Raw genomic sequence first — 13486 nt, 5'->3', positions numbered from 1 at the left:
AGCAGACGCACTCCGAGTGCTTACTGCTGAAACACCGGCTTGAGGTGGCATGTTAGATTCATTGCGTAGTCGTCTGATCCTGTTATTGCTGGGCATGCTGACCTTTATGACGGTGGCTATGGGCTTTGCTGCACTTGGCGCGATGCAACGCGACAGCGCGGCACAGGCGCGTCAGGCGCTGGATGTTGCCAGCCGGGTATTTCAGGAAGCGCTAAGTAACAGAGCCACCCAGCTGGGGAATTCAGTGCGGCTGGTGGCCAGCGATTTTGGCTTTCGTCAGGCCGTCGCGTTGCGTGAACAGGACACCATTGCCTCGGTACTGGAAAATCATGGCAGCCGTATTGATGCCACACTCACCGTGTTATTGACCCCCCAGGGTGAGCTGATCGCCAGCAGCGGCCAGGACGTCAGCGCTGATCAAATCACACAGTTATTCAAAGATATGCGCTTATCCGGTCAGGATTCTGTGTCCGATATCGTGCATATCGGCAACAACGCGTATCAAATGGTGATGGTCCCCGTGAAAGCGCCGCAGCTGATTGCCTGGGTGGCGATGGGCTTTGCGCTGGATACCGCACTCGCCGGCCAGATTAAAGCGTTGACCGATTTGGATATCAGTTTTGTGTTTGGTCGTGGCACTGCCGGTGCAGAACTGCTGGCCTCCACACTGGCACCGGTGCAACAGATGGACTTAACCGTGGCCCCGGCACCAATCTCACTCCAAGTACTGGATCAGCCACTACTGACCACCGAGCGTCCGCTGGACCGCGCCGGCACTATCAGTGCCCTGTTGCATTTATCGACAGCGCCATGGCAGGAAACCTATCAACAGGCCCGCACTCAGTTATTGGCAATTTTTGGTCTCGGTCTGACACTTGCCGTGTTATTCGCGGTTGGACTGGCGCGCAGTATTACCGAGCCGCTGCAGCTGCTGACCCAATTCGCCCGTGCTATCGGTTTGGGTCAGGCACTGCAGGCCCCGACGATCAAACGCGGAGAAGTTGGTTTACTCAGTGAAACCCTGCAAAAAATGCAGCAAGATATCCGCCAGCGTGAACAACAAATTCTGTTTCAGGCGCAGCATGACACCCTGACCGGCCTTGCCAACCGTCATCTGGTGGAATTGCAGTTACCCATGCTACTGAGCAGTCAGCCACTGTGGTTATTGCTGATCAATATCAAAGATTTTAAACACGTCAACGATGCCTTTGGTTATAAAAATGGCGATTCACTGTTGGTGCAGCTGTCACAACGGCTGGTGAAAGCATGGCCGGTGGCATCGATGATTGCCCGCCTCGGTGGTGATGAATTCCTGCTGGTCAGTCCAACACTTTTACAACAAAAAGACCTGCCAGCACTGCAACAACTGCTGTCGCATGATTTTACTCTGGACAATTCCCGTTTAAACCTGAAGCTGACACTGGCGTTGTATCAGGCCCCGGCCCCGACGGCGGCGTCGGCCGGAACGGCCAATGATGCGCTGCGCCGGGTTGAGATCGCGATGGTCCACGCCAAAACCAGCCATCAGCTCATTGCCGAATATCAGCCAGGTCAGGACGAAAGTCACCAGCGGGAACTGACCTTATTACACGATTTACCGTTATCGCTGCAATCCGGTCATATGTTTGTGGTGTATCAGCCCAAAGTCAGTCTGCACAGCCGCAGCGCACACTCGGCCGAAGCGTTGATCCGCTGGCAACATCCACAACTCGGCTTTGTACCGCCCGATGAATTTATCCGCCTCGCTGAGCATTCCGGGCTGATTTCACGGGTCACCGACTGGATGATTGCACAGGTGATCGGGCAATTGGCAACATGGCGGCAACAAGGCATAGAACTGACGGTCGCGGTCAATTTGTCAGCGTATGATTTACTCAGCAGTGATTTGCCGGGGCAAATCGCGGCGTTATTGGCACAGCATCAGCTGCCGGCAGCAGCACTGGCACTTGAAGTCACTGAAGGTGCGGTAATGCAAGATCCGGAACAAGTGATCCAAAACCTGCAAACGTTACGCGAAATGGGCATTGAACTGGCGATCGATGACTTCGGCACCGGCCAATCATCGCTGGCTTATCTGAAACGTTTGCCGGTGCATGAAGTGAAAATTGACCGGGCCTTTGTCAAAGATATTGAGCATAATCATAATGATGCGCTGATTGTACAGACAACAACCGAGCTGGCACATGGTCTCGGTTTGCTGGTGACTGCCGAAGGGCTGGAGAATCTGGCGGGTCTTGCCAAGTTACAGGCCGCCGGCATAGATAAAGTACAAGGCTATTATTTCGCCAAACCGTTGAAAGCTGCGGATCTGAGCGGTTGGCTGACCGAGTTTCAGCAAAACAACGACAGATGGTTTCCTGAGGTTTCATGAAAAAACCGCTCCTGTGTACCGCATTATTACTGTGTAGCATGAATGTCACCGCCGCCGGCAGCAAAGTGCTGGCCACTGGCGGAGCCACCAGCGTTGAAGGCGCTGCCGGCGGGGGCATAGTGCCATGGGCCGTGATCAATGGCTATGGCAGCTCTGAGCAATGGTCGGTGACCGGTTACGCCAGTCAGGTTGGCGTCGACGATTTTACGCTGAACAGTAAAGGCATCGGGCTGTCCTACGACAACAAATACGAACTGAGTTTTGGCCGGCAGGAATTAAAACTCGATACGATGGGCGGTGAGCTGAACCAACAAATCATCGGCCTGAAATATAAAATTGCCGGAGAGCTGCTGTACAGCGCAATACCGCAGATCAGTGTGGGTCTGCAACTGAAAAAACAACTGGATTTTGCCATCCCTGCCGCTGTCGGCGCCCGGCGTGACAGTGGCACCGATGTCTATGTTGCCGCCAGTAAAGTCTGGCTTGATGCTTTGTGGGGACGCAACGTCTTACTCAACGCCACTGTACGCGGTACCAAAGGCCAACAAACCGGATTGCTTGGTTTTGGTACGGTCAGCAATGACCATTACCAGTGGGTCGGCGAATTTTCGGCAGTGTTGCTATTCAACCCGCAATGGGCCATCGGTGCTGAATTTAAACAAAAACCCAACGAACTGGCGTTTGCGCGCGAAGATCACTGGCGCGATGTGTTTGTCGCCTGGTTCGCCAACAAACACCTGAGTCTGGTGGCGGGCCATGTTGATCTTGGCAGTATCGCGACCTTTGACCGTCAAACCGGATATTACCTGGCGCTGGAGTCCACATGGTCGTTTTAATCCGCTCTGCCCTGTTGTTATTGTTGGTTGGCTGCAGCAGCGCACCAGAACCGAAAGACTGGTTATATCAGCAGCTGGGCGCCGAAACCGGTGTGACCCAGCTGGTTGATGGTCTGCTGACTGAGATTGAACAGGATCCGCAAATCGTCCAGCACTTTAAAGACACCGACATCCCGCGTTTTCGCAAGTTATTGATTGAACAGCTGTGTGAACTCAGTGGCGGGCCGTGCCGCTATAGCGGTGCTACGATGCAGGAAAGCCATACCGGTTTTCAGATCACTCAGGCCGATTTTGATAATCTGGTCGATCATTTAATTAAAGTGATGACGGCACAGAAAGTAGCGATTGGTGCACAAAACCGCCTGCTGGCAAAGCTGGCTCCGATGTACAAAGACGTGGTTTACCGCTGAACCGCAGGAAAGCTCGCTTGCTGGTAATGCTCGGCATAGATTTGCTGCAGGCGACCACTTTGATACAACCGCTGCATGCCACGGTCGAATTCAGCGGCAAGCTGGCGGCCGGTAAAGGTATTCTGAAATACCGGGAATAATTGTTGCGCCGGTGACAGTTGTAAACGTTTTAATTTAGGTCTGAGCGCCTGCGGCACGTTGTAATCATAACTGATATAGGCATCCAGCCTGCCATACTCCAACATATCAAAGCCAAATTGCTCAGCAGAGACTTCCACGCCTTCGACTGGTACCGGTATAAACTGACCGAAGTCATATCCCAGCATCCAGCCGACCGTCTTGCCTTGTAACCCATCGGCTTTGAGCAATGGTTGCAGACTAAACGCCACCACCGGCGGGTCCATATCAATATGCCACTGTGGAAAAAACTGCCGGTTGCCATTGCTGCGATAGTCGGCAAGTAACAGGTCCGCGCGGTTGGCATAAAACATCTGTTTGGCACGTTTCCAGTTGGTTACCCGGAATTTCAACTCAATGTCGGTGCCGCTCAGTGCCTCCCGCAGCACCTGAAAATACAGCCCGCTGCCATCGGCAGCCGACATACCGCCCCAGGCTCCAGCCGCTACGGTGATCGTTTTTGCCTGCAGTGGTAAGCCGATGCTGATACAGGCAAATAAACACAGCAGACGAGTCTGCCTGGCCATTGTCCGGGTCCATTGTTCACACTGCCACTGCCGTGCCAATCCCCGACTCCGCTGTGTTGTTTTAAAAAGTGCTTTATTTTTAGAGGTCTGGTCTGGTAAAAGCAACCTTTTTGATGAAAAGGACTCAGGCTGATGCAGCAAATTGTGTTTCTGGATACGGACACTATGGCGGGCGCCGATTTATCTGTGCTTAAGATCGCAGGCACTCAGCTGCTTTGTTACCCGACAACCAGCGCTGCAGAAGTGTCAAAGCGCATCCGTGACGCCAGCGTGGTGATTAGTAACAAAGTGATGCTTAGCGCAGCCGATCTGGCGACGGCACCGCAGCTCAGACTGATTTGTATTGCCGCCACCGGCACCAATAATGTGGACCTGGCCGCAGCAACCGCACTGGGTATTCAGGTCTGTAACGTGCAGGATTATGCGCTCGGTGCGGTACCGCAACATGCAATGGCGCTGTTATTGGCGCTGAACAATCAGATCTTGCTGCAACAGCAGGCTGTCTTGAGCGGAAAATGGAGTCAGAGCCCGGTTTTTTGTCTGCATCAGCAACCGGTACAAAGCCTGCAAGGCAAAATTTTTACAGTGGTCGGATACGGCGGCTTAGGTCAGGCTACTGCGCAACTGGCGCAGGCTTTTGGCATGCAGATTTGTCTAGCAGAACGCCCGGATGCCGCTTCTGTCCGTCCAGGTCGGGTAGCCTTTCGCGAGGCTCTGGCGAAGGCTGATGTCATCAGCCTGCATTGTCCGGCACAGGCCAACCAAGCACCTTTGTTAGGCAGCGAACAGCTGAGCTGGCTGAAACCCAGTGCTTTGCTGATCAACACTGCCCGCGGTGCACTGATTGATGAGGCCGCGCTGCTGTTGGCCTTACAACAAGGCCGGCTGGCAGGCGCTGCCCTCGATGTACTGGTGCAGGAGCCTCCGCCGGCTGACCATCCGTATCTGACTGTCGCACTACCGAATCTGTTACTCAGTCCGCATATTGCCTGGGCCACCACCGAATCGATGCAATTGCTGGTACAGCAACTGGCCGGCAACATTCTGGCGTATATTGCTGGCTCCCCGGTACGCACTTGCAATATGATCGGGTCTTGTCCCTGACCCTGGTCTTTTTCCGGAGCTGCTGATGCGTCTGTTGTGCTTTCTCATTGCCTTTTGCTGGTTCAGTACCGCGGCAGCTGCTGATTTTCAGGCCGAACGGAAAAAAGTTGAGGCCGATCCAGGTACAGCCATAAACCAGCTCACCGCGCTGGCGGCTCCCACAGCAGAACAGTGGCTGTTGCTCAGCCACGGCTACATGAAAATGCACAATAAAGATGGCGCTTTATCCGCAGTCGATAAAGCGCTTGATCTGGGGTTAACGCCGGCTTTGCACATCGAAGCGTTGCAACATAAAGCACTGGTTTACGGCATTATGTTTCGCGACAGCAAAACGGCGATCGCAGTCCTGCAACAAGCAGAAACAGCGCTGCAGACCTACCATGAAGACGATAAACCCGCTTTGCAGACCAGTATCTATGAAAGTTTTGCCCAAGGTTACAACCAACGCGGCGACATCACTGCTGCACTAAAATATGCTGAACTGAGCGTGGCGATTGCCACTGAATACAAGTTGCCTAAAGCTGAACTACAAAGCCGGTTGATTGCCGGCAGGCTGGCGCTGCAACAAAACAACTTCAGTATGGCGCAACAACATCTGAGCCGAGCCCTGGAATTAGCGCAACAATCTGACGATCAGGCATCGCTTGGCTCTATCCATCTACGCCTCGGCATGGCCTACGACAAACTGGAATTACATCAGCTGGCAGCTGATCACCTGCATCAGGCTGAGCAGTTCCTGCAGATGCCAGATCGTCGCAATCAGCTGGTCACTGTGTTGCTGACGCAAATGGATGTCTGGCTGTCAGCGGGCGATTTAACCCGCGCCGAAGTTGCCCGGCAAAAGGCCCGCGATTTGCTGCAACAGCTAAAAGATCCCTACCTCACCGCACAACTGTCATTCTCTGAGGCGCAATTATCGTTGGCTCAGCATCAACCAGCGGCGGCTGAACAGCAACTGCTGAAAGCCGCGCAGTTGTTCCAGCAGCTGGGTAATCGCAGTATGCAGCACGAAACCAGCATCACCCTGACTGAAGTAGCGCTGCAACAGCAACAACTGGAGAAGGCCCGCGCTTATCTGCCGGCCGACCTGCAAGTCGACACTCTGCCGGTATTTTTACAAAACAAGTATTGGGATGTCTTGTCGCGAATTCATGCCAGCTCAGGTCAATGGCAAGCGGCCTATCAGACAGCATTGACCGCCTATCAGACCCGTTTTGAATTACAGGCCGCGCAACAACAGCAGCGGTTGGACCAACTCACAAAAGGCTTACAGCAGCAGCAAGAAATGGCAACACTGTCAGTGCAGAACAGCATGCAGCAATATTGGCTGTGGAGCCTGCTGGCGGCGCTGCTCGTCAGCTGGCTGGGTGTTCTGCTTTATTTTATTCGGCGGCGCCGTAAGCCTAAGATCACGCCGCCCGGACAAGTCTGGGTCAAAAGCTGGACAGCATTCGGCCGGCAGCTGCGCAAGGACCAACAGCGGGATCCGTCGTTATGTCTCATCGCGGTGCAACTGCAGCAAATCAGTGAATTCAAACTGGCGGCCGGTGAACATCTGCTGCGTCAATCAATGCGGACTTTGCTGGAACAACTGGCCTGTGCGCAATTGCTCGACAGCACCGTGCATACCGATGTGTTGTGGTTATCGGTCAGTCAACCCGATGCGGCATGGCAACAACGGCTCTGGCAGGGGTTATCGGCCATCCAGCAACAACTGCCCGGCCAACCCGCATTCCGCATCTGGCAAGGTCAATTAACCGCATTATTGGGACACGACTGGCAAGAACAGGATATCAACGGCCTGCGTGAACTGGTGTGGTACAGCTGGCAGCAACAACAAGCCGCTGCCGGCGAGTTGTTACATTTTGCACTGAGCGCCAGCCAGCAAGTACCCTGTAGCTGGCAAGCGGATAATTTACGCCAGGATATCAGCAATGCGCTGGCGCTTGGTCTGCTGCAACTACGCTGTCAACCGTTAAAGCAGCAACCAGTTTAAACGGCGCATCGCGCAGCATTCCCGACCGCGCAGGTATGATACGCGCTTTCCCTTTGCTTTACCGCCGTAACGCCGGCGGTAATTCATACTGTCGCAAGCCTTTGCCAGGCAACTCAAACGCTAATCTCGTCGCCTGCAACGCCAGACCCGCCGGGTCCTGATTACCAATGCCGTATTGCGGATCGCCCATCACAGGATGGCCAACCGCAGCAAAATGGCGGCGAATTTGGTGCTTGCGGCCACTGATCAGGTCGATTTCCAACACCGCCCGGCTTGGCTGCTGCAGAACTTGTACCAGGCGAAAACGGGTACAACAGACCTTGCCATCCAGTGGCAGGTTGATTTCACCTTGTGCCTGCAACGTCGCGTCCGGTACACCGGAAACCACGATGCGATATGTTTTTTCAATTTTGTGCTGCTGGATCAGCTGGCTTAACGTCGCAGCCATCGCTTTATGGTGGGCGATCAACACCAGACCACTGGCTTCCCGATCAAGCCGGTGCAACAAAAATACCGGCCGTAGTGGGGTAAAATGTTGTTCTGCCAGCCGCAACAAAGCCAGATGGTCACCCCATTCATTGCCTTGTGACAACAGGCCCGCCGGTTTAAACCAGACGCTGTAGCCGCGTTCATCCGCCAGCAATACCGGCGCATTGGCCTGGCGCTGCAGGATGTCATCATCATAATGCAATTCCAGCACATTGCCGGCCACTACTTCAGCCTGTGTCCGGCGCAGCCGCTTGTGCTGCTTGCCCTGCACCAGTTGCACGGCACCTTTGTTCATGGCGTCTTTCAGCCGGCCTTTGGACAATTCAGGGCAGTTTTTGACCAGCAACTCAATGGCCTGTCCGGGTTCGGTCACGGCGATACGTCGGATTAATTTCATAAGTTATTCAGCTTTTTAACTCAAATAAAACAAGTGCTGAGGGATTCAGCCAAGATTCAGAGCATAGAGACGAGGATCATACCAAAGCCACCGGAGAATCACCTATGAAAACCCAACTGACCGCCTGTTTACTTGCACTGGCCAGCTGCACGCTACACGCCGATCCGACTGAACAGATGTTACCTACCCGTGAGATCCACGCCGACGCCAGCGTAGCGGCCGCCAATACGGATGCAAATACCGCCCCGTCGGCCATCACACTGAACCAGGATTTCAGCAGTAGCAGCTGGTTTGATTCGGTAGATTTAACACTGCGGCACGACCGCGATGGCGACCGTTTTTATACGCAGATTTACATTCGTTTTGATGCTCATACGCAATATACCGAACAGCCGGTGTATGCGGTCTACAGCCTGATTGGCCCCGGTCTGAACCGGATCTTTCATACCAGCAGTATCTTTACTTTATATGGCAGCAGCCGCAGTGACTGGTTCGCCATTGAAGTCGATATGCGTGACTTACCGCGCGATTATTACAAACTGAAAATTGAACTGCGTGATGCACGCAGTGGTGCAAAACTCGCCGAAATTTCAGGGTATGAAGCGGCTGCACTGAATAATCTGGCGTTGGAAGACGGCCCGGCGGACACACCTGTCAGTGTGATAGTGCATGAATCATCTGGCGGCAGTCTTGGCTTTTTCTGGCCGCTGGCATTAAGCTGGTTATACCTGAAGCGGCGGAAGCTGATGTCTTGAAACGAGTTTTATGTACGTTATTGCTGCTAAGCAGCAGTACAGCGTCAGCACAAATGCTGCTACAACGCACAGCCGCAGGCCAGCAAACCGAGTTCAGTTACCAGTTACCAGCGGAACCGGCACTGGTGTTTCGCCTCGACAACAAATTACTCAATCAATATCGAGGCATGAAACGTTATATGCCGCATCTGGCAGAACAGGCTGTCCGGCATGCGTTAATACGCAAAGCCGCTTCGTTACAGCAAAAGGGTGTGCGGATCCAGTTTTCACCACCGAATTTACCGCTGCAGTTCAGTGTTCAGGCCGATGACAATAACAAAGCAGCTGCTGTCGCAGCGACTTTGCGTGCTTTGCAAAATTCAGCGTTAGATGAGTATCTGGCGCAGGGTTATTATTTTCTGCTGGATGATCCGGTCAAAGGCAAAGGCGTAATCCCCGATCATCTGCGTTTTATGCGGGATGCAGTGAGACAACTGCAACCGGTGGCTGATGCGTTTATCGCCAACTATGGCAAAAAAAATATCCGCCAAATCGCCGCCCGGCTGACCTTGTGGATCCAGCAGATCCCATACCGCGACCTGGATAACCGCATAGAATCCAACGGCAAAGGTTATGCCCCGCCGGTGCAGCTAATTTTCGACCACAACGGCGATTGTGACAGCAAAGCTGTGTTATGGGCGACGGTGATGCGTCTGATTTTCCCAACGCTGATGATCAAAATCATCTACCTGCCCAACCATGCCGTTATTGCCGCGCAGGTTCCGGCCACAGATACAGAGCAAGTCATTGATTTTGCAGATGCATCTTTATTACTGATCGATCCGACCGGGCCAGCCCCATTAAAATTAGGGCAGGTCAGCCCGGAATTTCAGGCCGCGCTGCGTAGCAAGCAGTTCAGTCAACGAACTTTTCCGCCCCTCGATCTCTGAGCTGTTCAGTTTGTTTAAACACGGACTCCCATTCCAGCGGGACATGACGAACACCCTGTACGTCACCACGCTCTAATCGCGCCACGTGGATCAGTAGACGAGCAAACGGCCGCAACACCTTGCGTTTAAAACGTGACAACATATAGAAGTACAACACCAGCAGCGGAATGCTATACAGCAACAATTCGCTGGCAAAGCGGATCAGTTCAGCCCTGGTGTCACGCACCGCATCTGGCTGGATGTGCAGGGCAAAGGGTAATGACTCGAGTTGCTGTAAACTGTCATTTTGATCCGAACCATTATAAGTCGTCGCATCCGCTAACTGGCCATCCTGCACGGCCAGCAACACTTTACCAACTTTGTCCATCAGCATCAGCGTGGCGCCATGCTGAGAAACTTTGACCTGCTGTAACATCGCCAGCAAATCAATTTCCAGCAGCAGATGCCCTACTACATTTTTGTCCAGCTTTACCGGGATATGCAGCGCATACCGTTGTTTCAGTTCATCTAATACCAGCATATTGGCCGAACTGCTATTGAGCTGCATATGGACCAATGCGGCGATTTGTTGCACCGCCACATTGGCCAACTCGACGGAGCTGGCGTCCGCATCAGTCAGATGAAACCAGTGCAAGCCTTCAGAAATGTAAGACACATTAAGCAAGTACCGCGTTGCTTGTAACTGCTGACGAAACCAGGGCTCCATTTGCTGTAACATGGCAGTTTCAGCAGCTGTCAGGGGTTGGACTTTTTGTGATTGATCTGCCGGGCGCAATGCAGTCAGCTGCCCTGCAGGCAGCGAAGATTCTGCTGGTGGTTGCTGTAGCGCCTGACTGGCTTTGGTTTGCATCACTTCTGCCAGATGTAACAGCGGCAGCAACTGATGATCAAAATCACTGGTCGCCGCATTTAACTGCAGTTGCCGCAAATCAAGCCGGTCAGATAACGCCATCAGATAGTCCAGCAACGCCATAGAAACGGCCAGCAGGATAATCAGTACCAAACCATTGCGGCGGTTTCTTTTTTGTTCGTTTAACAGCGGGTTGCTAATTTTCATCCGTAATCAATCTTTCCGAAAGTTGAAATAAACGCTGACTCAGCATGGCCAGCCCCTGCGATTGAGTCCAGACCAGCTGCGACTCGTCCAGCGCATCAAGCGCGACCGGCTGGGCGGTGTACCATAGCAAGGGCTGCTGGGTCAGCTGGCCTTGCCACTTCGCTGAATTCTCCAGCGGCAGCATCAACAGCTCATTACGCGGTAATGCCTGTTCCGGCAGCAGCGTCATCGGCTGATAGCCCAACTGACTTAATACTTGTTGCAACACCCAGCCATCCACAGTGTTGGCCGGTGCCAGCCAGACGCGCCGCACCTGAGGACCAAATTCAGCACCTTCGGTTGCAACCAGGGCTTGTTGCAAGGCCCCGCCAAGCACTGGCTTGCTGATCAATCGCAGCTGAAAGCTCTGTTGCAATGTCTGCCACTGATCGGGCTGTTTTGCCAGCACCAGTAATGCCAGCTGCGGGAAATAGCGTCGGACCACCTGAAATACTTGTGTCGCAATTTGCTGATCGGCATTGATAAAAGCTTCATCCAGGATCAGGTAATCCAACCGGGCGTCACTTTGCTCGCTGCACCATTGCATGAATTGGGCAGCATCATCGAGTGGCATCAGCGCTAACCCGGTTTGTTTCAGCATCCGCCGGTACAACTGTTGTGCATCACCGGCCGGACACAGTAATAATGCCGCACCATCAATCAGTTGCAACTCACTACCGGGACGGGCTTCTGCCAATACCTGTAACGGCAAAGTCAGTAGTAACTTATTGCCACTGAATTGTTGCTGTGCCGCACTCAAATGACCACCGGCCTGTTGCAGTCGTTGCAGTGCTGCCGGCCATAGCGTCTGATCCTGGCCCGGATGCAATAAGGTCAGCCATTGTCCGGTCGCGACAGTATCGCCATCATCGCTGATCTCCAGCATCAACCGCTGCGGTTCCGTCACTACGACTTTAATCATCACAGTACTGACATCATGCTGCGCGAGACGAAGACGTACCACCCAATCGAGCGCATCGCGCAAAGCCCCGGCATCCAAACTAACCCAGGCCGGCAGATCCGGCGCCAGTTCCAATAACAATGCTTTGGCTACCTGCTGTTGCAAATGGGTTAATTGCAAACTCAGTAATAATGCCGGCTGACAATACACCGGGCCTTGCGTCTCAGTGCGGGATTGTTGTAACCAAAGTTCTGAGATCTCCCGCAGGTTGTGTGCGGATGAGGGTTGTGTCAACCAGGCCTGTAATAAGGTTTGAGCTATTTTTAACTGGTTTTGTTGCTCTGATGGTTCCACGATTAACGGTTTTATCACCAAGCCAGGATCCGTGACCGGCGTTGCTGCGGGCAACGTAACCTCAGCAGTAGTTTCAGCCAGCTCTGGCGAAGGTAACAACTCATTCCCGCCAAACACCGCAACTTGCTCCTGCTGCTGAACACCACGTTGGATCAGCCAAAATAACAACAGCAAAATCAGACTCAACGCCGATAATCCCAGCAGCAAATACTGCCGCAAAGTTTTGCGCTGCAGTTGCAGGCTATTAAGATCGCGCTCTGCCACCAGGTAAGCCTGCCAGCTATCTGACCAACGCCAGCTGGCGACACTGGAACGTCCAAGATAATTCGGCACAAATAACGGCGTCTGCCCTTGTTTACTGGCGTTCATCAACTGTGCAAGTGGCGTTGCCGGCCACGCCATACTGCCGTCATAACGCTGACTACTGCGGGTTAAGTCTTCCGGGGGGCGTTTCAGTTGAAATTTCAGACTCTGGTCATCACGCAGATCCGTCAGTCCAAAGCGCGCCAATAACGTTTGTTGATAGCGGCTGGGCGATACCAACTGCGCAGTCGCAGACACCAGTAATACTTCGCCGGCGCCGCTTTGTTGCGCTTTTTGCAGATTTTGCTTCAGTGCAGACAAGTCGAACCAGAACAGCAGGTGCTGATTATTCAGTTCAAGGTGCACAGGCGCAACCCACAACGCAGGCAATACCATCGGCGTCAGGAACTGATGATTGCTGCTGAAATCGGTCGCCGTAATGGTAAACAACTGACCGGCGACACTATTGCTGAGGCGGACAGCGCGACCGGCTTCGTCCAGCAACGCATAGCCCAGCAATGCATCCGGCCAGGGCGCGTGCTGAATTTTGTCGTCTAGTTCCTGCCAGGGGTCATAAATCACATTGTCGGTGGTCGCCGGCGTCATGCCCGCTAAATCCGCCCGCAAATAATCCAGATGTAAACGGTAGTTTCTTTGCCAGTCTTCCAGTAATACTTCGCTGCGTTCCAGTTGCAGACTGAGCTGGCTATAGAGTTGCGTTTGCTGGCTTTGATTGGTCTGCAACCAGACCCAATAGCCACAACCCCACAAAAAGCTGAGCGATAGCAGAAAAAACAAACTGGACCAGGAAAACAGTTTCACGGTGGGACGGCATCCTTGT

11 protein-coding genes are annotated in these 13486 nt (G+C 53.3%); 7 read left to right on the top strand and 4 right to left on the bottom strand.

Annotated elements, in window-relative coordinates; all coding sequences use genetic code 11:
• Window positions 1-49 precede the first annotated feature (49 nt).
• From ATY27_RS06815 to ATY27_RS06805, 3 genes are read left to right on the top strand one after another with little or no spacing between them, the layout of a single operon-like run.
• Window positions 50-2371: an EAL domain-containing protein gene (locus ATY27_RS06815; protein ID WP_208932038.1), complete on the top strand. Its 2322-nt coding sequence runs from the start codon at window positions 50-52 to the stop codon at window positions 2369-2371.
• Window positions 2368-3207 (top strand): DUF3034 family protein, encoded by an 840-nt coding sequence (locus tag ATY27_RS06810; RefSeq protein ID WP_208932039.1) that lies wholly within the window; start codon window positions 2368-2370, stop codon window positions 3205-3207. The genes ATY27_RS06815 and ATY27_RS06810 overlap by 4 nt, the downstream gene beginning before the upstream one ends.
• Window positions 3195-3617: a group 1 truncated hemoglobin gene (locus ATY27_RS06805; RefSeq protein WP_208932040.1), complete on the top strand. Its 423-nt coding sequence runs from the start codon at window positions 3195-3197 to the stop codon at window positions 3615-3617. Before ATY27_RS06810 ends, ATY27_RS06805 begins: the two co-directional genes overlap by 13 nt.
• On the opposite strand, the gene ATY27_RS06800 is transcribed toward ATY27_RS06805, so the two are convergent.
• Window positions 3608-4321, bottom strand: coding sequence for a transporter substrate-binding domain-containing protein (locus tag ATY27_RS06800; RefSeq protein WP_208932041.1), 714 nt, complete (start codon window positions 4319-4321; stop codon window positions 3608-3610). The genes ATY27_RS06805 and ATY27_RS06800 overlap by 10 nt on opposite strands.
• Before the next feature lie 132 nt (window positions 4322-4453).
• On the opposite strand from ATY27_RS06800, the gene ATY27_RS06795 reads away from it, so the two are divergent.
• Together ATY27_RS06795 and ATY27_RS06790 are read left to right on the top strand one after the other, a co-directional pair.
• Window positions 4454-5425: a D-2-hydroxyacid dehydrogenase gene (locus tag ATY27_RS06795; RefSeq protein ID WP_208932042.1), complete on the top strand. Its 972-nt coding sequence runs from the start codon at window positions 4454-4456 to the stop codon at window positions 5423-5425.
• 25 nt (window positions 5426-5450) lie between these two features.
• Window positions 5451-7421, top strand: coding sequence for a hypothetical protein (locus tag ATY27_RS06790; protein ID WP_208932043.1), 1971 nt, complete (start codon window positions 5451-5453; stop codon window positions 7419-7421).
• A gap of 58 nt (window positions 7422-7479) precedes the next feature.
• Here the strand turns inward: ATY27_RS06790 and ATY27_RS06785 are convergent, their stop codons facing one another.
• On the bottom strand, window positions 7480-8307 hold the full coding sequence (locus ATY27_RS06785) for an RNA pseudouridine synthase (RefSeq protein WP_208932044.1): 828 nt from the start codon (window positions 8305-8307) through the stop codon (window positions 7480-7482).
• Between the two features lie 104 nt (window positions 8308-8411).
• Here ATY27_RS06785 and ATY27_RS06780 point away from each other — a divergent pair, with 104 nt between their 5' ends.
• On the top strand, window positions 8412-9062 hold the full coding sequence (locus ATY27_RS06780) for a choice-of-anchor H family protein (protein WP_208932045.1): 651 nt from the start codon (window positions 8412-8414) through the stop codon (window positions 9060-9062).
• Window positions 9059-9991: a hypothetical protein gene (locus ATY27_RS06775; protein ID WP_208932046.1), complete on the top strand. Its 933-nt coding sequence runs from the start codon at window positions 9059-9061 to the stop codon at window positions 9989-9991. The genes ATY27_RS06780 and ATY27_RS06775 overlap by 4 nt, the downstream gene beginning before the upstream one ends.
• On the opposite strand, the gene ATY27_RS06770 is transcribed toward ATY27_RS06775, so the two are convergent.
• Window positions 9957-11048 carry a hypothetical protein gene (locus tag ATY27_RS06770; protein WP_208932047.1) on the bottom strand — a complete coding sequence of 364 codons (1092 nt, stop codon included), beginning with the start codon at window positions 11046-11048 and terminating at the stop codon, window positions 9957-9959. The genes ATY27_RS06775 and ATY27_RS06770 overlap by 35 nt on opposite strands.
• A complete protein-coding gene (locus tag ATY27_RS06765) occupies window positions 11038-13467 on the bottom strand; it encodes a hypothetical protein (RefSeq protein WP_208932048.1) in 2430 nt (809 codons plus the stop codon). The genes ATY27_RS06770 and ATY27_RS06765 overlap by 11 nt, the downstream gene beginning before the upstream one ends.
• Window positions 13468-13486: the final 19 nt, after the last annotated feature.

It is taken from the genome of Rheinheimera sp. F8, assembly GCF_001518915.1.
This window is presented reverse-complemented; position numbering and strand designations above follow the sequence as displayed.

Bases quoted from the DNA above. Each gene is read 5' to 3' on its own strand.
- ATY27_RS06805 (WP_208932040.1), top strand. From the start codon at position 3,195: ATGGTCGTTTTAATCCGCTCTGCCCTGTTGTTATTGTTGGTTGGCTGC.
- ATY27_RS06780 (WP_208932045.1), top strand. From the start codon at position 8,412: ATGAAAACCCAACTGACCGCCTGTTTACTTGCACTGGCCAGCTGCACG.
- ATY27_RS06810 (WP_208932039.1), top strand. From the start codon at position 2,368: ATGAAAAAACCGCTCCTGTGTACCGCATTATTACTGTGTAGCATGAAT.
- ATY27_RS06785 (WP_208932044.1), bottom strand. From the start codon at position 8,307: ATGAAATTAATCCGACGTATCGCCGTGACCGAACCCGGACAGGCCATT.
- ATY27_RS06790 (WP_208932043.1), top strand. From the start codon at position 5,451: ATGCGTCTGTTGTGCTTTCTCATTGCCTTTTGCTGGTTCAGTACCGCG.
- ATY27_RS06815 (WP_208932038.1), top strand. From the start codon at position 50: ATGTTAGATTCATTGCGTAGTCGTCTGATCCTGTTATTGCTGGGCATG.
- ATY27_RS06800 (WP_208932041.1), bottom strand. From the start codon at position 4,321: ATGGCCAGGCAGACTCGTCTGCTGTGTTTATTTGCCTGTATCAGCATC.
- ATY27_RS06770 (WP_208932047.1), bottom strand. From the start codon at position 11,048: ATGAAAATTAGCAACCCGCTGTTAAACGAACAAAAAAGAAACCGCCGC.
- ATY27_RS06795 (WP_208932042.1), top strand. From the start codon at position 4,454: ATGCAGCAAATTGTGTTTCTGGATACGGACACTATGGCGGGCGCCGAT.